General features: G+C 68.2%; 19 protein-coding genes and 3 pseudogenes. 15 read left to right on the top strand and 7 right to left on the bottom strand.

The window, feature by feature from the left end:
- Nucleotides 1-209: 209 nt before the first annotated feature.
- The 4 genes from mmsA (at nucleotide 210) to manA (ending at nucleotide 5,651) form a co-directional block, all read left to right on the top strand.
- On the top strand, nucleotides 210-1,757 hold the full coding sequence (gene mmsA / locus OG259_RS37615; RefSeq protein WP_328947294.1) for a multiple monosaccharide ABC transporter ATP-binding protein: 1,548 nt from the start codon (nucleotides 210-212) through the stop codon (nucleotides 1,755-1,757).
- A complete protein-coding gene (gene mmsB, locus OG259_RS37610; protein WP_328946333.1) occupies nucleotides 1,754-3,076 on the top strand; it encodes a multiple monosaccharide ABC transporter permease in 1,323 nt (440 codons plus the stop codon). Before mmsA ends, mmsB begins: the two co-directional genes overlap by 4 nt.
- A gap of 57 nt (nucleotides 3,077-3,133) precedes the next feature.
- On the top strand, nucleotides 3,134-4,240 hold the full coding sequence (locus tag OG259_RS37605) for a sugar-binding protein (RefSeq protein ID WP_328946332.1): 1,107 nt from the start codon (nucleotides 3,134-3,136) through the stop codon (nucleotides 4,238-4,240).
- Between the two features lie 259 nt (nucleotides 4,241-4,499).
- The gene (gene manA / locus OG259_RS37600) at nucleotides 4,500-5,651 is read left to right on the top strand and encodes a mannose-6-phosphate isomerase, class I (RefSeq protein WP_328946331.1); all 1,152 of its coding nucleotides are present in this window, start codon (nucleotides 4,500-4,502) and stop codon (nucleotides 5,649-5,651) included.
- Between the two features lie 1,176 nt (nucleotides 5,652-6,827).
- Here manA and OG259_RS37595 read toward each other — a convergent pair.
- Nucleotides 6,828-8,315: a discoidin domain-containing protein gene (locus tag OG259_RS37595; protein WP_328946330.1), complete on the bottom strand. Its 1,488-nt coding sequence runs from the start codon at nucleotides 8,313-8,315 to the stop codon at nucleotides 6,828-6,830.
- Between the two features lie 1,162 nt (nucleotides 8,316-9,477).
- Here OG259_RS37595 and OG259_RS37590 point away from each other — a divergent pair.
- Nucleotides 9,478-12,276, top strand: a complete 2,799-nt coding sequence (locus tag OG259_RS37590; RefSeq protein WP_328946329.1) for a hypothetical protein — start codon at nucleotides 9,478-9,480, stop codon at nucleotides 12,274-12,276.
- 54 nt (nucleotides 12,277-12,330) lie between these two features.
- On the opposite strand, the pseudogene OG259_RS37585 reads toward OG259_RS37590, so the two are convergent.
- A pseudogene (locus OG259_RS37585) lies at nucleotides 12,331-12,617 on the bottom strand (IS5/IS1182 family transposase); the annotation flags it as partial.
- A gap of 127 nt (nucleotides 12,618-12,744) precedes the next feature.
- Nucleotides 12,745-13,464: a GntR family transcriptional regulator gene (locus OG259_RS37580; protein WP_328946328.1), complete on the bottom strand. Its 720-nt coding sequence runs from the start codon at nucleotides 13,462-13,464 to the stop codon at nucleotides 12,745-12,747.
- Between the two features lie 174 nt (nucleotides 13,465-13,638).
- Here OG259_RS37580 and OG259_RS37575 point away from each other — a divergent pair.
- Nucleotides 13,639-14,390 (top strand): annotated as a pseudogene (locus OG259_RS37575) (IS5 family transposase); the annotation flags it as partial.
- Nucleotides 14,391-14,433: 43 nt separating this feature from the next.
- On the opposite strand, the pseudogene OG259_RS37570 reads toward OG259_RS37575, so the two are convergent.
- Nucleotides 14,434-14,634, bottom strand: a pseudogene (locus OG259_RS37570) (transposase); the annotation flags it as partial.
- 58 nt (nucleotides 14,635-14,692) lie between these two features.
- Here OG259_RS37570 and OG259_RS37565 point away from each other — a divergent pair.
- On the top strand, nucleotides 14,693-15,112 hold the full coding sequence (locus tag OG259_RS37565; protein ID WP_328946327.1) for a nuclear transport factor 2 family protein: 420 nt from the start codon (nucleotides 14,693-14,695) through the stop codon (nucleotides 15,110-15,112).
- Between the two features lie 188 nt (nucleotides 15,113-15,300).
- Here OG259_RS37565 and OG259_RS37560 read toward each other — a convergent pair whose 3' ends face one another.
- From OG259_RS37560 to OG259_RS37550, 3 genes are all read right to left on the bottom strand, one after another.
- Nucleotides 15,301-16,335, bottom strand: coding sequence for a mannonate dehydratase (locus OG259_RS37560; RefSeq protein WP_328946326.1), 1,035 nt, complete (start codon nucleotides 16,333-16,335; stop codon nucleotides 15,301-15,303).
- Nucleotides 16,332-17,183 carry a fumarylacetoacetate hydrolase family protein gene (locus OG259_RS37555; RefSeq protein ID WP_328946325.1) on the bottom strand — a complete coding sequence of 284 codons (852 nt, stop codon included), beginning with the start codon at nucleotides 17,181-17,183 and terminating at the stop codon, nucleotides 16,332-16,334. The genes OG259_RS37560 and OG259_RS37555 overlap by 4 nt, the downstream gene beginning before the upstream one ends.
- A 91-nt stretch (nucleotides 17,184-17,274) precedes the next feature.
- Entirely contained in the window at nucleotides 17,275-17,907 is a 633-nt protein-coding gene (locus OG259_RS37550; RefSeq protein WP_328946324.1) for a GntR family transcriptional regulator, read from the bottom strand.
- A 222-nt stretch (nucleotides 17,908-18,129) separates the two neighbouring features.
- Here OG259_RS37550 and OG259_RS37545 point away from each other — a divergent pair, with 222 nt between their 5' ends.
- The 8 genes from OG259_RS37545 (at nucleotide 18,130) to OG259_RS37510 (ending at nucleotide 25,554) form a co-directional block, all read left to right on the top strand.
- Nucleotides 18,130-18,960 carry an ATP-binding cassette domain-containing protein gene (locus OG259_RS37545; protein WP_328946323.1) on the top strand — a complete coding sequence of 277 codons (831 nt, stop codon included), beginning with the start codon at nucleotides 18,130-18,132 and terminating at the stop codon, nucleotides 18,958-18,960.
- On the top strand, nucleotides 18,957-20,012 hold the full coding sequence (locus OG259_RS37540) for an ABC transporter permease (RefSeq protein WP_328946322.1): 1,056 nt from the start codon (nucleotides 18,957-18,959) through the stop codon (nucleotides 20,010-20,012). The genes OG259_RS37545 and OG259_RS37540 overlap by 4 nt, the downstream gene beginning before the upstream one ends.
- Nucleotides 20,013-20,080: 68 nt before the next feature.
- Nucleotides 20,081-21,067 (top strand): substrate-binding domain-containing protein, encoded by a 987-nt coding sequence (locus tag OG259_RS37535; protein WP_328946321.1) that lies wholly within the window; start codon nucleotides 20,081-20,083, stop codon nucleotides 21,065-21,067.
- Nucleotides 21,068-21,158: 91 nt separating this feature from the next.
- Nucleotides 21,159-21,929, top strand: coding sequence for an SDR family oxidoreductase (locus OG259_RS37530; RefSeq protein WP_328946320.1), 771 nt, complete (start codon nucleotides 21,159-21,161; stop codon nucleotides 21,927-21,929).
- Between the two features lie 34 nt (nucleotides 21,930-21,963).
- Entirely contained in the window at nucleotides 21,964-22,827 is an 864-nt protein-coding gene (locus tag OG259_RS37525; protein ID WP_328946319.1) for an SMP-30/gluconolactonase/LRE family protein, read from the top strand.
- 6 nt (nucleotides 22,828-22,833) lie between these two features.
- On the top strand, nucleotides 22,834-23,784 hold the full coding sequence (locus tag OG259_RS37520) for an aldose 1-epimerase (RefSeq protein ID WP_328946318.1): 951 nt from the start codon (nucleotides 22,834-22,836) through the stop codon (nucleotides 23,782-23,784).
- A 67-nt stretch (nucleotides 23,785-23,851) separates the two neighbouring features.
- Complete coding sequence (locus tag OG259_RS37515) at nucleotides 23,852-24,928, top strand: sugar kinase (protein ID WP_328946317.1); 1,077 nt, start codon at nucleotides 23,852-23,854, stop codon at nucleotides 24,926-24,928.
- A complete protein-coding gene (locus tag OG259_RS37510; protein ID WP_328946316.1) occupies nucleotides 24,925-25,554 on the top strand; it encodes a bifunctional 4-hydroxy-2-oxoglutarate aldolase/2-dehydro-3-deoxy-phosphogluconate aldolase in 630 nt (209 codons plus the stop codon). Before OG259_RS37515 ends, OG259_RS37510 begins: the two co-directional genes overlap by 4 nt.
- Nucleotides 25,555-25,627 lie beyond the last annotated feature (73 nt).

Genomic DNA, 25,627 nt, shown 5'->3' with positions numbered 1-25,627 from the left:
CGTTGACTAAGTAAAACAATTGGATTTACAGTCTCGCCACACGCAACACCCCGCAGCACATGAGGTCCAAGCAGTGGATGTGTCACCCCACTCACTGCGGTCCGGATGCGGGAGAGGATCTGGGAGAAAACGATGCCAACATCACCCTTTGTCTCGCTGGGACCGGTTCGGTCCCGTCCCAGCCAGCGGCGCGGAGCGGAGCTCCTGTCATGAGCGCCGCCCCGGCCTTGCTCGAGATGCGCTCGATCACCAAGTCCTTCCCGGGCGTGACTGCCCTAGCTGGGGTCGACCTGATCGTGCGCGCAGGCGAGATCCACGCGATCTGCGGGGAGAACGGCGCCGGGAAGTCGACGCTGATGAAGGTGCTCAGCGGGGTGCATCAGCACGGCACCTATGGCGGCGAGATCTTCTACGGCGGCGACGAGGTCCGCTTCAGAGGCATCCGGGCTAGCGAAGACGCCGGCATCGTCATCATCCACCAGGAACTGGCATTGGTGCCCGGCATGTCGATCACCGAGAACATCTTCCTCGGCAACGAGCCGCGCAAGCGCGGGGCCATCGACTGGAAAGTCGCCCAGCGCCGCGCCCTGGAACTCATGGAGCAGGTGGGCCTCAAAGAGGACCCCGACACGCTCATCATGGACATCGGCGTCGGCAAGCAGCAGCTCGTCGAGATCGCCAAGGCGTTCGCGAAGGACGTGAAACTGCTGATCCTCGACGAGCCGACCGCCGCGCTCAACGAGGCCGACTCCCGGCACCTTCTCGACCTGCTGCGCGAGTTCAAGCGGCAGGGCATCACCTCGATCATCATCTCGCACAAGCTCAACGAGATCGAGGCGATCGCCGACTCCATCACGATCCTGCGCGACGGCCGGACCATCGAGACGCTCGACGTGCGGGCCGACGGGGTCAACGAGGCCCGGATCGTTCGGGGCATGGTGGGACGCGAGCTCAGCAGCCGCTTCCCCGACCACACGCCCGACATCGGCGAGGTGCTCTTCGAGGTCCGCGACTGGACGGTGCGCCACCCGATCTCCACCGAGCGACTGGTGTGCAAGGGGTCCAACTTCACCGTGCGTCGCGGCGAGGTCGTCGGCTTCGCAGGTCTGATGGGGTCTGGTCGCTCCGAGCTCGCGATGAGCCTGTTCGGCCGGTCCTACGGGGTGTGGCTGGGAGGCCGCATCTACAAGAACGGCGTGGAGATACAGGTGAAGTCGGTCTCCGACGCCATCAAGCACGGTCTGGCATACGTCAGCGAGGATCGCAAGGCGATCGGTCTCAACCTCCTCGACGACATCAAGACCTCCGTCGTGGCGGCCAAGCCCGCCAAGGTCGCGCGGCGTGGTGTGATCGACCAGGTCGCCGAGTACCGCACAGCCGAGGAGTACCGCCGCGATCTGCGGATCAAGACACCCACGGTCGATGAGGGCGTCGCCAAGCTCTCCGGCGGCAACCAGCAGAAGGTTGTCCTGGCCAAGTGGATGTTCACCGACCCGGACCTGCTGATCCTCGACGAGCCGACACGCGGTATCGACGTCGGCGCGAAGTTCGAGATCTACGGGATCATCCAGCGGCTCGCCGCGCAGGGCCGGGGAGTCGTTGTCATCTCCTCGGAACTCCCCGAGCTGATCGGTCTGTGCGACCGCATCTACACGATGTTCGAGGGGACCATCACGGGCGAGGTAGCACGCGCCGATGTCGACCCCGAACGCCTGATGACCCAGATGACCACTACCAAGAAGATGCCGGTGTCATGAGCGGATTCCAAGAAGTCAAGAAGAACCTCTTCGGAGGCAGCACCTCCGTCAGCCGGCAGTTCGGCATGATCTTCACCCTGGTGGCGATCATCCTCCTGTTCCAGGTCCTGACCAACGGGCTCACGCTGACATCGGGCAACCTCATCGCGGTCGTCAGTCAGTACTCCTACATCCTCATCCTCGCCATCGGGATGCTGATGGTGATCGTCGCGGGGCACATCGACCTCTCGGTCGGCTCCATCGCGGCGTTCACCGGGATCGTGGTCGCCAAGTCGATGCAGCACTTCGACCTGCCGTGGCCGCTGGCGATCCTGCTCGGCCTGGTGGTCGGCGCGGCCATCGGGGCCTGGCAGGGATTCTGGGTGGCCTATGTCGGCGTCCCGGCGTTCATCGTCACGCTGGCGGGCATGCTGGTGTTCCGTGGCGGCAATCAGTTCATCGGCAACGCCGACACCGTCCCGGTCCCCGAGGGCTTCCGTGAGATCGGCGCGGGCTACCTGCCCGAGGTCGGCCCCAGCACCGGCTACAACAACCTGACACTGTTGCTGGGCATCATCGCCTGTGTCGCCGTGGTGTGGCGGGAGTCGCGTGCCCGGAGCACTCGGCGAGAGATGGGCACACAGAACGCGCCCCTGTGGATCTCCGGCGTACGCCTGGCCCTGATGGTGGGCGTCATCGTCTTCGCCACGCTGCGCTTCGCCGGCGGTCGCGTGGGGACGAGCCTGCCGGTGTCGGGCATCATCCTGATCGTCCTGGTGCTGGCCTACTCCTTCTACACCCGCAACACCGTCGGCGGCCGGAGCATCTACGCGGTGGGCGGCAACGCACGCGCGGCCGAGCTGTCCGGAGTGAAGCTCAAGCGCGTCAACTTCCTCGTCATGACGAACATGGGCATCCTCTCCGCCCTGGCCGGCATGATCTTCGTGGCCCGCTCGGCGGCTTCCGGTCCACAGGACGGGCTGAGCTGGGAACTCGACGCGATCGCGGCGGTGTTCATCGGCGGGGCGGCGGTCTCCGGCGGCCTGGGCACCATCGGCGGCTCGATCGTCGGCGGCCTGGTCATGGCGCTGCTCAACAACGGGCTGCAGCTCATGGGGGTCGGCGTCGACCTGGTGCAGATCATCAAGGGCCTCGTGCTGCTGCTCGCCGTCGCACTCGACGTCTACAACAAGAGCCAGGGCCGCTTCTCGGTCATCGGCTCCCTCACACGTCCGTTCCGCCGCCAGGGGTCATCGCCCACGGCCGAACGGCCTGATTCACCCAGCGACAGCGACCGGACCCCCGTCCGCCCGCTGACGCACCGCAAGACCTCCGTCTAGGCGGACACCTCCCGCTGGACTCACCTCCCGCGATAGCCCACGAAAAAGGAATTCACCATGCGCAACCTCTTCATGAAGGCAGTCGCGGTCGGTGCCGTGACCATGCTGGCGCTCGGCGCCACCGCCTGTTCCAACGAGCGCGACGGCCAGGGGGGCGGTGCGGCCTCCGCCAAGGGCTTCGCGGCCGACTCCCTCATCGGTGTGGCGATGCCGTCCAAGACCTCGGAGAACTGGGTCCTCGCCGGTGACCTGTTCGTCAACGGGCTCAAGGAGGCGGGCTTCAAGGCCGACGTCCAGTACGCGGGGGCCTCGACCACCGTCGCCGACCAGCAGGCCCAGATATCCGCCATGGTCACCAAGGGCGCGAAGGTCATCGTGATCGGCGCGACCGACGCCGCGCAGCTCGCGACCCAGGTGAAGCAGGCCAAGGAGTCGGGTGCGACCGTCATCGCCTACGACCGGCTCATCACCAACACCGCGGACGTGGACTACTACATCGCGTACGACAACTTCGAGGTCGGCCAGCTGCAGGGCAAGGCGCTGCTGGAGGGCATGAAGGCCAAGAAGCCGAAGGGGCCGTGGACCATCGAGCTGTTCTCCGGCTCGCCGGACGACAACAACTCCGCGGTGTTCTTCAACGGTGCGATGGACGTCCTCAAGCCGCTCATCGAGAAGGGCGACGTCGTGGTCGGCTCCGGCCAGACCACGGTCAAGCAGACCGCCATCCAGGGCTGGAAGGCCGAGAACGCCCAGCAGCGCATGGACTCCCTGCTGACCTCCACCTACAACGGCGGCAAGACCCTCGACGGCGTCCTCTCGCCGAACGACACCCTCGCCCGCGCGATCCTCACCTCGATCAAGGGCGCCGGCAAGCCGCTGCCGGTCGTCACCGGCCAGGACTCCGAGGTCGAGTCGGTCAAGTCCATCGTGGCCGGTCAGCAGTACTCCACGATCAACAAGGACACCCGCAAGCTGGTCGCGGAGACCATCAACATGGTCAAGGCGCTGCAGGAGGGCGCTGCGCCGCAGGTCAATGACACCAAGTCGTACAACAACGGTGTCAAGGTCGTCCCGGCCTACCTGCTTCCGCCGGTGATCGTGACCAAGGCCAACGCGGCCGAGGCCTACGCCAACGACCCCAAGCTGGCCGCACTCACCAAGTAACCGCACCAAGGTCGCGCGCGCCGGTACCGCCGGCGCGCGCGTCGCCGTATGCCGGCTCGGAGGTCCCTACGGGCAGGTGTCCGCGGGCACACCGACGGCGCGCCTACGCCTCCCCCGGCGACACCAGGGCCGGAGACCACCCGGAACACCGTCGTCGCCCTGGGCCACAGGCCGGCGTCGCCGGGCTCGGTCCTCTCCGCCTCATCGCACCGCACCTCCTCGCGTTGCTGAGCCCCCTCGTGGAAAGCTGAAACCTTCGATGGACCTCCTCGACAACACCGTCCGCCCCTACCCCTGGGGCTCCACAACCGCTATCGCGGATCTTGTCGGCGCCGCCCCCACCGGCGAGCCGCAGGCCGAGATATGGATGGGTTCCCACCCCGGCGCTCCGTCCCTGACGGCACGCGGACCTCTCAACGAGGTCATCGACGCCGATCCCGTACGCGAACTGGGCGCCGCGGCCGTCGGTACATTCGGTCCGCGCTTGCCCTTTCTCCTCAAGGTCCTCGCCGCCGGCGCCCCGCTCTCCCTTCAGGTACACCCCGACCTCGCCCGGGCACAGGCCGGATTCGCCGCAGAGGAAGCCGCCGCGGTCCCCATCGACGCACCCCACCGCAACTACAAGGATGCCAATCACAAGCCCGAACTGATCTGTGCCCTCACTCCGTTCACCGGTCTGTGTGGCTTCCGTACGTCCGTCGAGGCCGCCAACACCATCGGCGCGCTCGGCGTCGACTCCCTCAAGCCCTACGTCGACGTGCTGCGCACTCACCCGGAAGACGCGGCGCTGCGCGAGGTCATGACGGCCCTTCTCACCGCCGACCGCGAGCAGATGGCGCACACGGTCGCCGAGGCCGCGGCAGCCGCCGCCCGCCTCGGCGGCCCCCATGCCCAGTACGCCGCCCTCGCCCACCACTACCCGAGCGACCCCGGCGTCATCGCCGCCATGTTGCTCAACCAGGTCCAACTCCAGCCCGGAGACGCCCTCTTTCTCGGCGCGGGCGTCCCACACGCCTACCTCGACGGCCTCGGCGTCGAGATCATGGCCAACTCGGACAACGTGCTGCGCTGCGGGCTCACGCCCAAGCACGTCGACGTCCCGGAGCTGCTGAAGGTCGTGCACTTCGAATCGAACGAACCGGCCGTCCTGCGCCCCCGGTCCTTGGCGTCGGGCGAGGAGATCTACGACACCCCCGTCGATGAGTTCCGGCTCTCCCGCTTCGTACGGTCGGAAAACGACGCGCCCACCGACCTCACCGCCCCCACGCCTCAGATCCTGCTCGCCGTCGCAGGTCGGCCCAAGGCGGGCGGAGTGGCCCTCTCCCCCGGCAAGTCGGTCTTCGTACCGGCCGGCGAGACGAACCACCTCTCCGGCACGGGCACGGTCTTTCGTGCCACCGTCGTGGCCTGATGCGACGCTGTCCGACCAGCTGCTGAGCGCTCTCGATTTCCCCCGCGTTTCGATTCCCGTGCGCTGAGAATGCAAAGCGGCCAAAGCCGAACCACTGAGCACGAGAACGTCGGCGGCTTCCTGCGAGGTCGGACTCACGTAACGATGACGTGCTCCACGCGGAACTGGTCCGGCTACGCGAGCCGCTGAAGCTCGCCGAAGGCACCCTCTGTACGGGGAGTGGAGCACCTGCGCGGAGCCGAGCACGTCGCGATCCTCGGCCGCACCGAAGGACGACCGCCACCCGAGCATCCACCGAGTCGGGGTGATGTCCTCCGTGTTGCGGACTTCAGCGCTCCCCTCGGCGCCAAGACCGACGTCAGCAGCGACGACCTCGCAGCCCTCTGGTGTGCCTTCACCCTCACGGCACGTCGAGATCCAAGACGCCGACCTCCCCGCCGGCATCCGCCCCCACCCGCCTCATCGGGTGACCAGCCAGAGCCACGACTCGCCACCCGGCGCGACCTGTCTGCGCGGGGTGGCCGTCGCCCAACGCAGCTGCCGGTTCACAACGCCCGCCTGACATCCCTGCGGAAGCAGGCCGAGAGTCCGTGGCCCTGGTGTACGGCGTCCTGGCGGCAACCACCCACCAGTGCAGGGCTGATCGCCGCGGACCAGACCAGGGAGCCGAGTCGGCTCCGGGTGGCGATTCTGCGGGCGACATCTCGTGAGGTCGAGCTGGCTTCCGAGGTAGTGATGGATACGGAGGGGCAGAGGCGGGCGAGTTCGATTGCCACCTTCCCGACACCGGCGTGCCGAGATCGCGGGCCACGTGGACAGCGAAGCCGAGGGTCGGCGAGCTTGTCGAACCCGGTCGCGCAGGACCCGGGTCGGTGTCGTGCGCGGGATGCCGGTGCCGGCTCGCGAAACGCAGGTCGAGTCGAGGACCTGACCGAAGGCGGTGGCGTCGTTGACGTCGCCGGGCGTGAGCACTCTCGACACGGGCAGGCAGGAATGGCCCTCAGGGCGGCGTCCGGCAGCGATTCGAGCGAATCCACCGCGGAAGATCCCGTCCCGATTGCGCCGAGCGCGATGCCCTCACGGACATCGTGATGTCAGCGGGTGGCTGACGGACCGCACGGGTCGCCGCGGGATGCGGAGAGGAGAACTCCCCACCTCCGCATCCCGCGGGGAACCTCAGGCGTGGATCTGCATGCTGTACAGCGAGTAGCCGTAGGCGGTGCCGCGGGTGATGCCCTTCATCCGGACGTACCTGGCGATGGCGGCCGGGAAGGTGAGGGTGTCGAGGCCGGCGCTGGTCCGGCCGCGTCGCTGGGCCACGGTGGTCCAGGTGGCGCCGTCGTTCGACGTCTGGATGTCGTAGTCCTTGCCATAGGCGCCTTCCCAGTTCAGGCGGGCCGAGGTGAAGGTCTTGGCGCTGCCGAGATCGACCTGGAGCCACTGGTTGTCACTGTAGGCGCTGGCCCAGCGGGTGGTCTCGAAGCCGTCGACGGCGTTGGCGGCACCGAGCGTGCTCACCTCGGACGACGAAGCGGTCGCCGATCGCCCCTGCGCGAGGTCACCAGGGGTGACCTGGCGGGTGATCGTGTCGGGCAGGTAGACCGTGCCCGGGCCCTGGCCGACCGTTGCCACCTTGGCGAGGAAGGCCGCGTAGTCGGTACCGCCTGCCGTGGGAGACCACATCTTCTGGGCGAGCGCTGCGAAACTCTTCTCGATCAGGCCGTGGACCTGCAGTTCGGTGTAGTCCACCCACGTCTGGTCGTTCCAGACCGCGGGCATCGCGCCGAGCAGGTTCGGGTCCTGCGCGGTGAGGTTGTTGGTGCCGCCGAAGATGTGGGGTGCCCAGCTGTTGAAGATGTAGCTGCCGTCGAGGCCCTGGCCGTGGCAGTAGTTCGCGAACGGCACCACGTAGAGCAGACCGTCCTTGGCCGCGAGCCCTGCGAACGCAGGGTTGGTGCTTGCGAGCCGGAACGCGGCCGGGGTCTTGGCGTAGTCGTTGTCGTAGTGGCTGGCGAACCCGTTGTCGTTGAGGTGGATCTGCAGGGTGTTCATCTTCAGCCAGCCCATCCAGCGCAGCTGGGCCTGGATGTACTCGGGCGTGAAGAACCGGCGCCCGACGTCGAGCATGAACCCGCGCACGGCGTAGTCCGGGTAGTCGACCGCGCTGCCTACCGGCAGGCTGACATGGTCTGGTGAGGCGACGACTGCCTGCAGCAGGCTGCGTGAGCCGTAGTAGGCACCCTTGTCACTCCCGCCGACGATCTCGACCTTGGTACCGACGCTGAGCCTGTAGGCCTCAGGCCGCAACTGCGGCTTGGCCGACCCGAAGTCGGCCTGGGAGTCCACGCGCAGGGCGATGTCACCGGCCGCAGCCGTCCCGATCACGACAGGGGGATGCAGCGTGGTCATCGCAGCCACGTCAGCTGCCACCTGACCGGCCAGGTCCTTCAGGCCGGCCGACGCTCCTACCGGCACGACGACCCTGCTGCCGGACGACAGGACGAGCCGCCCCGTTCCGCCCGTCCAGTTCTGCAGTGCGGGCACCACGCCCGGCGGCGCCGAGTTCGCCTGCTCCTCTGCGGCGCTGACGGCAGGCACCAAGGCCACCAGGACTACACCGGCCAGGAGCGACTGCGACAAACGCGCGCGCCATTTGGTACCCATCCGGAACCTCCTGTTTGAGAACGACTGAGTAACGTCACTGTGATTGCGGCTTGTCGGGCCCGGAGAGGGGAGGCCAGGCTGGACCCGGTCCTCACCCCCTGGCCGAGGCGGGATGCAGGCGGAGCGCTCCCGTGCCGCCCTCGTCGCGGCCGGGCGAACTCGCCCTGGCACCGCGATCCGGCACGGGTCCGCTTCTCGGTCAGGACCTGACGCAGGCGAAGTGAGCGGCCGTGGTCGATGTCGATCACACGGTTCGCCGGCCGTCGGCATGGACAGGGAGACGGTTGGCATCCGCCGGCGGCAGGGTGGCCCTTGCGACGCTCCTCCTGGAGGGCCGGGCAGGAAGCGTGGGCATGGCGGCAGTCAGCAGTTTCTGGCCGTGCGGCAGCGCCGTTCGTCTCATGATGGGGTTCCTCGCGACGGGCCGAACGGGTCGGTGAGGCAGACGTCGGACCCATGCCGCACAGGCGGTTCGCCACTCGCTGCGGACGTGTCCGAGGCGTTCATGATGTGTGCGGCCGCGAGCCGGTGTCAACAGTGGTCTAGACATGTATTTTGAATGAATCTTGCGGAATACTGGGCGGCCCAACCAGGCCGAGCGGCCGTGGCAGACAACGCGCGGCGGTGGACTGTCCGAGCCGTCTGGGCGACTCGGTCGCTGTCAACCGAGCGGGGCCGCAGGGGACTTCTGCAGCGGGTCCGCGAGGTCTGGTCGGGACGCCACAGAGGTATCCGCGGAGCTCTCGACCGAGAGTAGCGGCGCATCTACGCTCCACGCCGCATAGGCACCCCATGTTCGATGGGCCCGAAACGATGAACCTAGGACAACATCCCAGGTAATGCCGATGAATGGATTTCGAGCTAATCGCAAACTGGCGATTTAAGGTCCGCCCATTTGACGCCAAGACGCCCGGGACTGACGGAAAGAAGTGGCGAGATGTGGACCAATCTACGTCGATTGACCGCCGGCGTAAGCCTGCTGGCGCTTTTGCTGTCCGGTGCGGGACTCGGGGCGAGCACGTCCGCCTCGGGCGCGACAGCGGTGAGTCTGTACGCGTCCCCGACTGGATCCGGCTCCGTGTGCTCCCAGTCCGCGCCGTGTTCCCTGACCGGGGCGCAGAGCGCGGTGCGGGCGAAGCTGGCGGCAACCCCGGGCGCGGATGTGACCGTTCTGATCGGGGACGGAACCTACCAACTGGGCACCACATGGAAATTCGGTCCGGCGGACTCCGGCACCGCCGGACACCCCGTGGTGTGGAGGGCGGCTGCGGGTGCCCGTCCGGTGGTCTCCGGCGCGACGACGGTCACCGGGTGGACGCAGGTCGGCACCTCCGGTGTCTGGTCGGCGCCGGTGCCCGCGGGCAGTGAGACCAGGCAGCTGTACGTCGACGGCAAGTCGGCGAAGATCTCCCAGGCGAGCAGGGCCGATCTGGGCTTCAACAGCGTGTGGACCGGTACGTCGACGGGGTACACGATCAGTGGCGACAGCGCCGCGACGGCCTGGTTCGGCGCTCTGACAGCCGCTCAGGTCTCCGGCGTCGAATTCACCTATCCCGGTGGCAACGGGCAGTGGACGGACTCCCGGTGCCGGGTCGCGAGCTTTACGGCGTCAACCGGTGCGCTGAACATGACGCAGCCCTGCTGGGAGAGCACCACCTCGCGATCGGGGTTCTCGAACGCCAGCGGCTTGCTGCCATCGATGTCGAGAAACAACAAGCCGACCATGGTGCAGAACGCCAAGTCGCTGCTGAGCGCGGGGGAATGGTACCTCGACTCGGCGGCGAGCAGGCTCTACTACCAGCCCCTGGCCGGTCAGCAGATGAGCTCGCTCGACGTCAAGCTCCCCAAGCTGGAATCGCTGTTGCAGGGCGCCGGGACGCTGGCCAAACCACTGCACGACGTCACCTTCCAGGGCCTTCAGTTCTCCTATGCCACGTGGAACGCGCCGTCCGGCCCGGGCGGATTCTCCGACGTCCAGAGCAACCTGCGGATGTCGCTCGGCAGGAACCAAGGCCTCTGTACCTTCTCCTCACCTGCCGGAACCTGCCCGTTCGGCGCGCTGACGCAGCCCCTGGGCAACGTGGCCTTCACGGCGTCGAACAACGTCACTTTGAAGGGGAACAGGTTCACGGCGCTCGGCGGCGCCGGGCTGAGCGTCATGTACGGGTCGAGGAACACCCTCATTCAAGGAAACGAGTTCACCGACATCGCCTCCACCGCGATCATTCTCGGCTGCACCTACGATCCGACGCCCACCGATCCGACCCACGCCGACGGGATCAGGAAGAACTGCACGCCCGACTCGGCCGCCGTGAGTGGTGACACAATCGGTGAGAACGAGATCCTCACCGGGACCACGGTGTCGGACAACATCATCCACAGGATCGGGATCGACTACGCCTCCGCGTGCGGGATAACGCTGCTGTTCTCCCGCGGTACCACGATCACCCACAACAACCTCTACGACCTGCCGTACACCGGCATCACCGCAGGTGTGATCCAGGGCCACGTCGATGACGCGAACCACCCGCAGAACTCGACCAACATCAACGCCGACAACACGATCAGCAACAACCTCATCCACCACTACCTGTCCGTCCGGCACGACGGGGGCGCGGTGTACGTGGAGGGCCACCAGGCCAAGTACCACTACAAGCCCGACGGGACCATCGACCCGGTCCAGACCCTCGCGCACGGTCTGCAAGTCCCCGGCAACGTCGCCTACGGCAGCCCCGCCGCGAACTTCACCTACTACGACGACGCGGGCGCCGAGTGGGTCAACTGGAAGGGCAACGTCGGCTTCGCCGGCGGCGCCGCGTCCCAAGGCGGATGCTCGCCGACCGGCCACCTGTGGATCACCGACAACTACTTCTCCAACAAGATCCAGTACTACCCATGCGGCCAGCCGATCGACACCCACGCGAGCGGCAACACGACCATTCCGACGGCCCCTGGCCCCACGGACATCCCCAGCACCATGCTGTCGGGCGCCGGTGTCCGGGAGGCGAACTCCACCTTCGCGGGCACCGCGGAACCGAGGATCACCTACGTCTCGCCGACTGGCGGTGCCACGCAGGTGCTGGTCGCAGGCGAGGGCTTCAACTCCGCGACCACGGTGTACGTGAAGAACATCCCGGCAAGCGGTGTCACGCGCCTGTCCACCGGATTCCTCCTCGTACCGGTCCCGGCCGGCACCACCGCCGGTCAGATCGCGGTCGGCGCCCGCGTCGACGACACCGACGCCGACATCACGTACAGCGGGTTCAGCCTCTCGTCCAACCGAACTCAAGGCGACTACCACAACGACGTCCACTACGCCACCGCCAACGGCTCGACCGCGACCTACACCTTCACCGCCACGGGCATCCAGGTATACGGAGAGGAGAACACCGATCAGGGTGACATCGGCGTCAGCATCGACGGTGGTCCACAGCAGCGGGTCAGCACCAGTGACACGCAACGCCGTAGCAACGTCAGCGTGTTCGCCACGGGCGGGCTCGATGAGGGCACGCACAAGATCGTCGTGACGAAGCTGTCCGGCTCGTACGCGGTGCTGGACGGATTCACCCCCACCCACGCTTTGCCCGACCTCGCGGGCCGCGTCGACGACACCGATCCCGCCATCGCCTACAGCGGTTTCTCGACTGACAGCAACCGCGGATTCGGCGACTACAACGACAACATCCACTACGCTTCGGCGAACGGGTCGACCGCGACCTACAAGTTCACCGGCACGACCGTCGCGGTCTATGGCGAGAAGTACACGGACCAGGGCGACATCGGCATCACCATCGACGGTGGAACGCAGAAGGTCGTGAGTACCGTGCCCGCCGACGGAGTGCGAAAAGCCAACGTCGTCCTCTACTCGGCGGCGGGTCTCACGAACGCCGAGCACACCATCGTCGTGACCAAGCTGTCCGGCTCGTACACGACGCTCGACGGCTTCTCGACCACCGGCTGAGCCGACGAGCAGCTCACAGCGCAGCCGGTCACATGGCCTTGGGTTCCAGACAGTGTCTGACAAATGATCACGGACTGGTTTCGGGGCCAGGAAGACTTCGGCGCTGTGGCGGTCGGCGAGCTTGTCGAACCCGGTCGCGATCGCGTGGAACGGCTTGAGACGTGCGAAGCGCCGCTCGACCACGTTGCCGTCGCGGTAGACCTCCTTGTCGAAGGCGGGCGGCCGGCCTGCGAGGCGCCCTCGGCGCCGGCGGTTGGCCGCCTGGTCGCGGCGTTCGGAGATCGCGACGGCGATGGCCGACGCCGCGGAAGGTGCCGGATCGCCCGGCTGGAGTGGGCCTCGGACTGGGAGCCGACCCCAGGTCCAGTATCCCAGGAGCTTCCAGCCGGCGACGGTACGACGCCTGCGAGAGAAGGCACGGTGGCACCACGAGTGCCACCGCGTCTCCCTGCACCGTGTTCCCGGAACTCAGTCCGCGAAGTAGTCGGGGTAACGGGCCCGGAAGACCGGGGCATCCTCCAGGGCCCTGCGGGCGTGCCTGCTGATGTGAGTGTGGCCGTGTACCGCGTCGCCGGTTTCGAGCGCGTTCACGATCGCCGTGTGCTCATGGATGAGGACCTGGACCGTTTCGGGGTCGGGGAGGCTGAGGCGTCGGAAGCGGTCCAGGTGCATCTTTATCGGCTGCATCAGCTGCCACGCGCCGAGGTAGCCGCTGATCTCGAAGATCTGCCGGTGAAGCGCCTCATCGGCGGCGAAGAAACCGTCGAGATCATGGGCCTCGTGACAGCGTTCCTGCTCGGCGAGAAGGGCACGCAGTTCGCTGACGTCCCGCTCCGGCTTCTCGCAGGCCACGGCGAACGCGGCCAGCTCCAGACTCTCGCGGACGAAACACGCCTGTTCCACGTCATACAGCCGGATCGGCTCCACCCGGGTGCCCACCTGCGGCACGACCGAAACCAGCCCCGTCTCCGCGAGGCGCGCGATGGCCTCGCGCAGCGGCGTACGACTGACCTGCAACTGCTCGGCCAGATCCGTCTCCGACAACGACGCACCCGGCTCGATCCGCAGGTCACGAATGGCCGCCGCCAGCTCCTTGTACACACGGTCGGAGGTTCGCTGGCGCGTCCTGGGACGCTCGATCGACGCCAGCGCCGACACTGCGTTCACACCACTACGCTCCGTCTTCACGTCTCTCATCATCGCACGCCATGTATCCAAGTATCCCGCCAGGGGTTGAGGGCGTCCGACGGGTCAGGACGCGGCCCCCAGGGGGTGCCTTTCCGATCATCGGATCGTTGGTCGGGTCGTGAGGGATGAGGAGATTCCTGACCCCGCTTAGGCAGTGATCGCACCGTTGCTCCACCTGCGGGCCGAGCTCGTGGCCGGTGGCGAGATCACCGCCAGGTCCTCCAGGGCATCGCGTTCGAGTTCCGCACCGGCCTGCCCTGGAGGGACCTGCCCGAACTGTTCGGTCCCTGGCAGACCATCCACGGACGGGTTCGCCCGCTGGGCCGCCGGCGGCACCTTCGACCGTCCTGTCAGCGGCCCAGCCGCGGGCGGACGTGGACTGGCTGGTCGCGATCGACTCCACGATCGTCCGCGCCCACCAGCATGCGGCCGCTGAAAGGGGCTCGAGGAACGCGGCCTCGGTCGCTCCCGCGGCGGGCGGATCAGCAAACTCCGCCTCGCCTGCGACGGCCGAAGCCGACCCCTGGCCTTCCTCGTCACCGTCGGCAACCGCAACGACTGCACCCAGACCGAAGCCGGCATCAGCAAGATCCGCGCCCCTGGGCGGGGGCCGGGCAGACCCCGCACCCGGCCTGACCATGTGGTCGCAGACATGGGGTACTCGGCCCGCGCGTTCCGGGCCTGCCTGCGACGGCGCGGGATCAGAACGACGGTCCCCGAACGCGCCGACCAGCTCGTCGGCCGCAGAGGGCACCGGGAACGACCCTGCGCCTTCGACAGGGCCACCTACCGGCGCCGCAACGTCGTCGAGCTGCTTCCACCGCCTCAAGCAATGGCGCGGCATCGCCACCCGCTACGACATACACCCCGACCGCTACCTCGCCGCGATGGCCCTCGCCAGCACCCTCACTTGGCTCGACCATTGATCGACAAGAGCCCATAGGACCTGTCCGGCAAATGATCTTGGGCGGCGAACCGCTCATAGACTCTCTGCCACGGCCCATAGCGTTCCTGCAGGTCACGCCGCGGCGCACCAGTCCGCGACCGCCACGACACCCTGTTGATCACCTGCCGGCGATCCCGCCACGGACGCCCTCGTCCATCAACCCCCGGCAGCAGAGGCGCTCTCCGTGCCCATGCCGCATCCGTCAGCTCACCACGACCCACCACAAGATCAACTATCAGACGACACCAGGGCCCGCCGGCCGCGACCGGGCATCACGTCGCCATGATCCAGAACGGCCTGCACACGCCCGAGGCGCTCCCGCAGCATCCGGACGTCACCGAGGCGATCGTCCGGGAGCGACGCCTCCACGACCCCTCCGTCCGCCTCTCCGACCCCCTCGCCGAAGCCCTCTTCGACCCCGATCTCATCGAGGTCGGCGCCTCCGGGCGGCGGTGGACGCATGCGGAGATGGTGGCCGCCCTGCCCACGCTCCACGGCGGCGCCGAGAACAGCACCCCCATCACCGCAGAGCACTTCGAGGGCACGCTCCTCGCCCCCGGCATCGTCCACCTCACCTACGAGACCCGCATCGCGGACCGGCACGCCCGCCATTCGTCGATCTGGCGCCGCGACGCCGCCGGGGAGTACCGGCTCTACTACCACCAGGCCACGCCGGTGCCGGACGAAACGGCCTGGCCGTAGGGTCCGACCTTGGGCCTGTCTGCCACCTCCCGTCAGGTTCGGCTCGCCCGGCCTGATCCGACACGATTTGTCAGACAGAACCCAGAGGGCTGCCGCGTCCAGACTGGCCCCAGCTTCTCGTGATCGCCAGAGAACCCACGCGTGCGCGTCCGGAGCTTTCCACTGGATTCTCCGGAGCAAATCGCGCGTCAGTCGAGGCCGAGGGCGTTGAGGACGCCCTGGAGATAGCCGATCGCGTGGGCGCGGCCGCGGCTGCAGTATGCGTCGGAGGAGATGTCGAGCCAGGTGTCGGGGTCGCCGACCATGGCCGGTACATGGTCGTCGATGATGAAGCCGTCGAATCCCACGTCGTGGAGGCGGCGTATGACACGGGCGGGGTTGTAGTTGCCCTCGCCGAGGAAGCACTCGCGGAAGGACGGGACGCTTCCCTGGACGTCCCGGAAATGGACGTAGTGGATCGCGCCGAGCGGACCGAGCGTATCGATGACCTCGTTGATGGCGTCTTCGCCGCCCATCTCGGAGACGGTGCCGAGGCAGAAGTCCAGTCCCCAGGCCCGGCTTCCCTTCGCCTGTTCTCGCGCTGCGGCCAGCGAGGCCGGCGAGTTGAAGATGCGCGCCGCGCCGCCCAAAGGCTCGTCCACCGGCGGGTCGTCCGGGTGCAGTGCCAGCCGTACCCCGGCTTCCTCGGCGACCGGCAGGACGGCGTCGAGAAAGTACTGGTGGTTGGCCCACATCTGCTCGGCCGATATGGGATCTGCCAGCGGCTCGGTGGGCGAGAGGCGATAGGAGGCGAGCGCGTTGCCGGCGCCGATGTCGGCCAGGTCAAAGGAGGTGACCTTGGCGCCGCCGCGGCCGGCCACGTCCATGTCGGTGCGCCACACGAACGTCGGAAGCCAGTTGTAGCCGAGCATGTCTATGCCTACCGCGCCCATGTTCCGGATGGTCGTGCGGTAGTTCTCGATCTGTTCGTCCCGCCCGGGAAGGCCCCGCTGGACTTTCCAGAAGTGGGCCAGGGGGACGTTCTCCAGGCCGTCGATCCGCAGCCCGTCGGCGTCGCAGCGATCACGCAGCGCCCGCAGCTCCTCCAGGCTCCAGTAACCCGCCTCGCCGGGCAGCAGGTTGGGGGTGTGGAACTGGACGCCGGTGAGGCCGAGTTGATGGGCGAAGGTCGCTGTCCTGTCGTCGTAGACATCGATGTGACCGAGGGAGAGCCTCAGCGTCATGCTCGTACCGCCTTCTGGGTCTGCCGGCCGAGGCCGTCGATTTCGACCTCGACGAGGTCGCCTTCGGTGAGATAGGGGAACCGGCCGGAGAGCGCGACGCCCTCGGGTGTGCCGGTGTTGACGATGTCGCCGGGCTCCAGGACCGTTACCTGGCTGAGCAGGTGAATCAGCGTGGCAACGTCGAAGATCATGTCTGACGTCGAGGAGGACTGCCGGGGCTCGCCGTTGACCCAGGACCGCAGCCCGAGCGCCTGGGGGTCGGGAACCTCGTCGGGAGTCAGTAGCCAGGGACCCAATGGGTTGAACGTCTCGCAGCTCTTGCCCTTCGACCACTGGCCACCGCTGGTCTCCAGCTGGAGCCGGCGCTCCGAGAGGTCGTTGGAGACGGTGTAGCCGCCGATGCAGACGAGCGCCTCCTCGGGCGACTCCAGGTAGCGGGCCTTCCGGCCTATCACTACGGCAAGTTCGACCTCCCAGTCGGTCCGGTCCGATCCGCGCGGGAGCAGGAGGTCGTCGTGCGGGCCGACTACCGTGTTGGGGGCCTTGTAGAACACCACCGGGTGCTCCGGCGGCAGCACTCCGGACTCTGCGGCGTGGGCGGTGTAGTTCAGGCCGACGCACAGCACGACGCCCGGGCGGGCGACGGGCGGGCCGATGCGCCGACCGGTGACGTCGATGAGCGGCAGATCGCCCGCCTCGAGCGCGGCGCGGGCGCGGTCCACTCCGCCGCCGCCCAGGAAGACGCCGTCGATGTCTGCGGTGACGGAGCGAAGGCAGTGGTACGCGCCGTCCGGGGTGGCCACGACCGGCGTCTCGGCGCCGGGCGGGCCCACACGTAGGAATCTCATGATGACCCTTTCCGCGAGGGAGGCAATGCGGGCCCCATGCGGAGCCCGCCGTCAGTGGCCGGTACCGCCGCCTGTTCGGCTCGTCCGGCGCTCATTCGGCGAAGTACCCGGGGTGGCGGCCCTGGAGGCCGGGGGCGGTATCCAGGACCCTGCGGGCGTGCCTGCTGATGTGGGTGGGTCCGTGTACCGCGTCGCCGGCTTCGAGCGCGTCCACGATCGCCGTGTGCTCGTCGATGAGGACCTGGACTGTTTCGGGGTCGGGGAGGCTGAGGCGTCGGAAGCGGTCCAGGTGCATCTTCATGGGCTGCATCAGCTGCCACGCGCCGAGGTAGCCGCTGATCTCGAAGATCTGCCGGTGAAGCGCCTCATCGGCGGCGAAGAAACCGTCGAGGTCGTGGGCCTCGTGACAGCGTTCCTGCTCGGCGAGAAGGGCGCGCAGTTCGCTGACGTCCCGCTCCGGCTTCTCGCAGGCCGCGGCGAACGCGGCCAGCTCCAGGCTCTCGCGGACGAAGCGAGCCTGCTCCACGTCATGGAGCCGGATCGGCTCCACCCGGGTGCCGACCTGCGGCACGACCGAAACCAGACCGCCGTCGACAAGCCGCGCGATGGCCTCGCGCAGCGGCGTACGGCTGACCTGCAACTGCTCAGCCAGATCCGTCTCCGACAACGACGCACCCGGCTCGACCCGCAGGTCACGGATGGCCGCGGCCAGCTCCCTGTACACACGGTCCGAGGTTCGCTGACGCTTAGGGGGACTACCCACGGATGCGAGGGCCGGTGGGCTGCGCGAGAGGTTTCGACTCGATTTCACGAAAGTGATCCTTGCATACTGGAAAACTTGTATGCAAGTATCCGCGTTACCGCCAGGCTGTCTCCGGGTTACGAGCAGATGCACCTGGAGCTTCTTGCGGAAAGCAGCTGAGTCGCCAACGAGAGAGGAAGACTCGTGCTGACGCATCAGTCGAATACGACACCATCCCCCGGCACCTCCGGCCCGAACGTCCCCGTGCTCTCGGCCACCGGGATCTCCAAGCGCTTCGGCCACGTCACGGCACTGACCGACGTGTCCCTGGAGGTGGCCCCCGGCGAGGTCGTGGCCCTGATGGGCGACAACGGCGCGGGTAAGTCCACGCTGATCAAGATCCTGTCGGGCGCCCTCACTCCGGACAGCGGCGAGCTGCGCGTGCGAGGTGGACAGGTCCACTTCGCCAACCCCTCGGACGCTCGCGCCGCCGGCATCGAGACCGTCTACCAGGACCTCGCGCTGGCCGACGACCTATCCGCCCCCGCCAACCTGTTCCTGGGCCGTGAGCGCCGCAAGGCGGGACTGCTGGGCCGTGTGGGCGTTCTCGACAACAAGCGGATGCGGACCGAGACGGAGGACTATCTGCGAACCCTCGGCGCCCGCGTTCCGGACTACCAGGCTCCGGTGCGGATGTTCTCCGGCGGCCAGCGCCAGACGGTGGCAATCGCCCGGGCCGGGATCTGGGCCCGTGAGCTGGTCATCATGGACGAACCCACCGCCGCGCTGGGCCTCGTCCAGACCGAGCAGGTCGCCCAGCTGATCAAGCGCACTCGGGACCGGGGCATCGCCGTCATCGTCATCAGCCACAGCGTGCCGTTCGTGACCGACGTGGCCGACCGAATCGTCGTACTCCGTCTGGGCACCACCGCCGCCACGCTGTCGCCCGCCACCACCTCGCACGACGAGATCGTCGCCGCCATCACCGGCGCGGCTACCGGAACCTCGACCGACTCGCAGGGAAGCACGCCATGACTCCCCATCTACCCACCCCCACCATCGGCACGGACGCGTCCGGTCCGGACCTGGCGAACCGTGTTCGTCGCACAGCCGCCGCACTGACGAGCAACTGGGTCTTCCTGGCGCTGGTCATCCTCGTTCTGGCCTTCTCGGTTCAGGCCGGCGCAACGTTCTTCAATGTGGACAACTTCCGCAACATCCTGTTCAACGCCTCTGGCACGATGCTCCTTGCCGTCGGCACCGCCTACCTCATCATCGGAGGTCAACTCGACCTGTCGGTGGGATCCGTCCTGGTCTTCAGCCAGGTCATCGCCGCCAAGGTGATCGTCGCGGTCAGCGGGTCCGCGACGGACGGATACCCCAACGCCGGAGCCGCCATCGCGCTCGGCCTCGTCGTTGCCGTGGCCGTTGGCGCGGCGTGGGGTCTGTTCAACGGAATCCTCGTCACCCGGCTGAAGATTCCCTCGTTCATCATCACGCTCGGCACCCTCGGCATGGGGCTCGGCCTGGCACAGGTCATCACCAAGGGCACCGACGTCACCGGGCTGCCGCCGCAGATGGTCACCAGCATCGGCATGCGCCAGGTGCTCGGGCTGCCGCTGCCCGTGTGGATCGCCGGCATCATCGCTGTCGTGGCTGGACTCATCCTTGCCAGAACACAGTTCGGCCGCTATACCTACGCCATCGGCTCCAACCCCGAGGGTGCGCGCCGCAGCGGTATCAAGGTGACCCGGCACCAGATCGTGCTCTTCACGTTCATGGGTGCCCTCGCCGGCCTGGCCGGCGTGCTCGACGTGGCTCGGTTCACCACCAGCGCCGTCAGTGGCCACAGTGCCGACAACCTCGTCGCGATCGCTGCCGTGATCATCGGCGGAGCGAGCCTCTTCGGCGGGCGCGGCACCGTATTCGGCACCGCCGTCGGCGTCATGATCCCCGCCGTCCTCAACAACGGCCTGGTCATCGTCAACGTCCAGCCGTTCTGGCAGACCGTCGCCATCGGCGCGATCCTCATCATCGCGGTCGCCGTCGACGACATCAAGCGCCGCAAGCAGCTACGGGCCTCCTGAACCACCGTCGTATCCCCGCTGTCACCGGCATCCCCCTCCCCGTACCCGTGAACAGAACGGACCGCACCATGTTCCACAAGACCACCCGGGTCGCACTCGCGGTCACGGCCGCAGCCGCTGCTCTCGCCCTTTCGGCGTGCTCCTCGACCACCGGCTCCGGCGGCCAGGAGACCACCGGCGGCAAGCACCGCACCATTGCTTTCATCCCCGGCTGTACGTGTGACCCGTACTACTCCACCGAGATCAAGGGCTTCGAGGACGCGGCCAGGAAGGCCGGCGTCACCCCGATCGTCCAGGGCGCAGCCAACTTCCAGGCGTCCGAGCAGATCCCCGTCCTCCAGGCCGTCATTCAGAAGAAGCCCGACGCGATCGTCATCGATCCCACCGATGCCACCGCGCTCGCCGCCCCGATCGCCGCGGCCGTCGCCCAGGGCATCCCGGTCATGACCACCGGCAACAACGTCAACAGCGACAAGATCTTCACCGCCGTCGCGGCCAGCTCCACCATGGGCGGCAAGCTCGGCGCAGAGGAACTCATCAAGCAGAAGCCCCAGGGCGGCAAGGTGGTGTTCGTCCACATCAAGCCCGGGATCAGCTCCATCGACGACCGTGAGAAGGGCTTCCGGGAGGCATTCGCCGGTAAGTCCGGGTACAAGGTGCTGCCCAACCTGTACGCCGGCAACGACTCCGCCACGCAGGCCGCCGGCCTCGTCCAGGCCGCCATCACCGCCAACCCCGATCTGGTCGCCGTCTTCGCCTCCAACGTCATCACCGCCGAGGGCGCCGCCAACGCCGTCAAGGCAGCCGGCAAGACCGGCAAGATCGCGGTACTCGGCTACGACGCCAGCCCGAACGAGGTCACCGAACTCAAGGCGGGCACACTCACCGCACTCGTCTCACAGAACCCTTACCAGATAGGCCAGTTGGCCATCGAAAACTCCGTCAAGTACCTCGACGGCGACCACAGCATGCCCAAGGACCAGCCGCTCACTCCCCTGGTGATCACCAAGGACAACCTCGACGAGCCGGCCTCGCAGACCGCGCTCTACAAGTAGTGCGGCTTCCCTGAACGTCCCGGGTCGTCCGCCCCCGGCGGCCCCCGGGACACCTCCCCCTAAGACCCGACCCGACAAGGACGCGAGACTCATGGAACTGGACGGCAAATCCGCGCTGGTCACCGGCGGATCCAGCGGCATCGGCCTTGCCGCGGCCAAGCTCCTGGCCGCCCGTGGTGCGCGGGTGGTGTGCGCATCCGTCGCACCTCCCGAGGGCGAAGTCGACGGCGCGATCACCTACGTCGAGACCGACGTCACCGACGAACCATCGGTCGCCGCCGCCGTCGATCACGCCGTCCGGCACCACGGCGGAATCGACATCCTCGTCGCCTGCGCCGGCATCCAGCGCTACGGCACCGCCGCCGACACCCCGCGCACGACCTGGCAGGAGGTGATGGCCGTCAACGTCGAGGGAGCCTTCCTCGCCGCCAAGCACGCCCTGCCCGCTCTGCGCGCCTCCGCGGCAGGTTCGATCGTGCTCGTCTCGTCCGTCCAGGCCTTCGTCACCCAGAGGAACGTCGCCGCGTACACCGCCAGCAAAGGCGCGCTCAACGCTTTCGCCCGCTCCCTCGCCGTCGACGAGGCATCCTTCGGCGTACGCGCCAACACCGTCTGCCCGGGTTCCGTCGACACCCCCATGCTGCGAGCCGCCGCGGCCAGGTTCGCCGGCAGCCCGGAGGAGGCGGACGCACTCGTCGCCACCTGGGGCCGCAGCCACCCGCTCGGGCGGGTAGCCCGTCCCGAGGAGGTCGCCGAGGCCATCGCCTTCCTCGCGAGCGAGCGCGCCTCCTTCATCACCGGGATCGCGCTGCCTGTGGACGGCGGCCTGCTCGCCCAAGTGGCCGTCGCGCTTCCCGACTGATCCTCGCCAAAGCCAACCGACCACCGGAGCAGCGATGTCGGACATCCACATCACCGTCGCCGTCCCGGGGACCGCCCGGGTGGGCGAAGGGCCGTTCTGGGATCCGGCCACCAGCGAACTCACCTGGGTCGACATCCTCGGCGGTGCCATCCACACGTCCGACCCCATCCAGCCGGACCCGCGTACCACCACTTTGCCGACCTTCGTCGGCGCCGCCGTCCCCAAACGCTCCGGCGGTTTCGTCGCGGCCACAACGGAGGGCTTCACGGACATCCGCCAGGACGGCAGCTGGACCACCCGCCGTACCGTCCTACAGGCCGGTCGCCGAATGAACGACGCCAAGTGCGACCCGGCCGGCAGGCTGTGGGCCGGCAGCTGCGACCTGGAATTCGCCACCGCACGTGGTGATCTGCACGTTCTGGACACCGACTGGACCGTCCATCAGGTCCTGAGCGACCTGACCCAGCCCAACGGGCTCGGCTGGAGCCCCGACGGCCGAACCTTCTACCTGATCGACACGGTTGCCCGCGAGGTCAACGCCTTCAGCCTCCTGCCCGGCCGGCTTGCACCCGGCAACCGTCGCAGTCTCGCACTCTTCCCCCAAGGCGACGGAGAACCGGACGGGATGGCGATCGACGCCGAAGGCTGCCTGTGGATCGCCATGTGGGGCGGCGGCCGGCTCGTCCGCCTCGACCCCGAGGGCCGCCTCCTGAAGGAAATCCCCGTGCCCGTCGCCCAGCCCTCCTCCTGCGCCTTCGGCGGCCCCGGACTCGACGTCCTGTACGTCACCACCGCCAGAGAGGGCCTCGGACCCCACCCTGCCGGTCCCGCAGGATCCGTCCTGGCCGTCCACGGTCTCGGCGTACGCGGCCTGCCCGTCAACCGATTCGGAGCCTGACCGGCCATGACATCCTCTCTGTGGCTGCACAACGACCACCTTTCCGTGGAGGTCCGTCCCGACAAGGGCGCCGACATCACCTCGATCACCGAACGCGCCACCGGAATCGACATCCTCTTCCGCACCCCTTGGGGACGCAGCGACCTCGCCGACGCACCCGTCACGGGCGACAGCCGAACCGACTGGCTCGCCCGGTACGGCGGCGGCTGGCAGCAGCTGGTCCCCAACGCGGGCGACGAGCGCACCGTCGACGGCGCCCGCCTCGGCTACCACGGCGAGGCAGCGATCGTGCCCTGGTCGGTGATCGACGCCGACGACTCCCGGATCCAGCTGGCCACCGACCTCATCACCGCCCCGCTCCGGCTCACCCGCACCCTGCGTCTGGACGGCCCCGCACTGAACGTCCGCGACACCGTGCACAACACCGCCGACCAGCCAGTGCCCGTCATGTGGGTCCAACACCCGGGATTCGGCGCCCCCTTCATCGACGAGCACTGCATCATCACCACCCCCGCCCGCACCGTTCTCACCGACGCCGAACAGCCGGGCAATCTGCTGCCACCGGACACCAGCGCCGCCTTTCCGCTCGTCACCACCGCCGACGGCGCAACCGTCGACCTCCGGCACGTCCCCGGCCCGAGCAGTGGACGGTCCGTCTTCGCCTGCCTCACGGACTTCGACGCCGGCTGGTTCACCATCGACAGCCCCACCGCCGGCTTCGGCATCCGACTCGCCTGGGACACCACCCCGTTCCCGCACGCCTGGCTGTGGCAGGAGTGCCACGCAAGCCCGGGATTCCCCTGGTTTCGACGCGCCTACGTCGTCGCCATCGAACCCGCCAACGTCCTGCCCGGCGGCCCTTCCCCGGGCTGCCCCACCCGCGGCAGGGCCCCCCTCCTGCCGGCCGACAGCAGCTGGACCAGCGACATCGTTCTCAGCATCACCGATCTCCCCTGAGGCCAGGGGCCCGCTCGCAACAGACCGGGCTCCGGCACCGGACGGAACACGGAAGGACCCCAGACCCATGGCGTACGTCGGCACCGAACCAGCAGTCGACAACCCGCAAGCAGTGTGCCTAGGCGAGACCATGGCCGTCCTGCTGCCCGGACACCCCGGCCCCACCGAATCCGTCGAAGAGTTCCGGATCGCCGTGGGCGGCGCCGAGTCCAACGTCGCCTGCGGCCTCGCCGGTCACGGGATCCCCACCGCCTGGGTCAGCCGCGTCGGCGACGACGGCTTCGGCCGGCGCATCACCAGCGAACTCGCCTCACACGGGGTCGACATCTCGGCCGTTGCCGTCGATCCCGTACGTCCGACCGGCCTCTACCTCAAAGAAACGCACCCGCACAGCCGGATGCGCTACTACCGTGCCGGCTCCGCCGCTTCCGCCCTCGGCCTCGGCACTCTCACCGACCCCGCTGTCACCCAACTCCTGTCCGGCGCCAGGCTGCTGCACCTCTCGGGGATCACCCCCGCACTCTCTGCCGATTGCTTCGCACTGGTCCGCGCCCTGCTCGGTTCCCGCCGCCCCGGCCTCACCGTCAGTTTCGACCTCAACTGGCGGCCCGGCCTGTGGCGCGACCGAGACCCGGACGTCCTCCTCGAACTCGCCAACGCCGCCGATCTCCTCCTCCTCGGAGCCGATGAGGCCGAAGCCGCCTTCGGCCTCGTCGGCCACACCGCCATCCGGGCAGCGTTCCCCGCCCCCGCGACCGTGGTTGTCAAGAACTCCGAGCACCAGGTCGTCGCGCTCCACTCGGACGGCACCGCCGTCAGCGAACCTGCTCTCGCCGTCGAGGTCGTCGAACCCACCGGCGCGGGTGACGCGTTCGCCGCCGGCTATCTCGCCGCGACCCTGCGCGGCCTGGACCAGCGATCCCGCCTGCGTCTGGGGCACCTCACCGCCGCAACCGCCCTCACCACCCGCGGCGATCACGGCACCCCGCACTCCGCGGAGCTCACCACCGCTCTACTCGCCGCCACGCCCGACGAATGGGCCGCGACCCGGGTCACCGCCGCAGTGGTCCACTCCCCCGCGCTGCCCCGACCGCGCACCTCCACCCGCCCCACGCCGACCCAGTCCGGGAGCACCAGACCATGACCACGCCCGAGTCCTTTCCGGCGGAGCTCACCGCCGACCCGGTCATCGCCGTCATCCGCGCACCCCACATCGCAGACGCACCCGCTCTGTGCGCAGCTCTCGCCCAAGGCGGCATCCGCCACGTGGAGTTCACCTTCACCACCCCGGACGTCACCCGCCACCTCGCCCAAGCCGCCGCCACCAGCGCCCACGTCGGCGTCGGCACCGTCCTCACCCGCCGCCAGGCCGAACTCGCCGTCCAAGCCGGCGCCCGGTTCCTCGTCACACCCGGATGCCGCCCCGAAGTAGCCGAAGTCGCCCACGAAGCGGGGATTCCCGCTGTCCTCGGCGCCCTCACTCCCACCGAAGTGGCCCAGGCCGTCGACCTCGGCGCAGCCGCCGTGAAGATCTTCCCTGCCAGCGGGTTCGGCCCCCGTTACCTCAAGGACCTTCACGGCCCCTACCCGGGCATCCCCCTCATCGCCTCCGGCGGCGTCAACGCCGCCAACGCCGGCGAATACCTCGCCCACGGAGCCCTCGCCGTCTGTGCCGGATCCGAGGTCGTCCCGCCGGTAGCCGTCGCCGAGGGCAACTGGGACGAGATCACGCGCCGCACCGCGGCGTTCATGAGCTCCCTGGCCCGATAGCCCTCATGCGCCGGGCGTGGGCCGGTGCGTTCGGGCAAAGGTCCGCACGCACCGCATTCCTCGCGTCGAGGGC

Source organism: Streptomyces sp. NBC_00250, from assembly GCF_036192275.1.
Classification (GTDB): domain Bacteria; phylum Actinomycetota; class Actinomycetes; order Streptomycetales; family Streptomycetaceae; genus Streptomyces.
The sequence above is the reverse complement of the archived record's forward strand: the minus strand, read 5'-3'. Positions and strand labels throughout refer to the sequence as shown.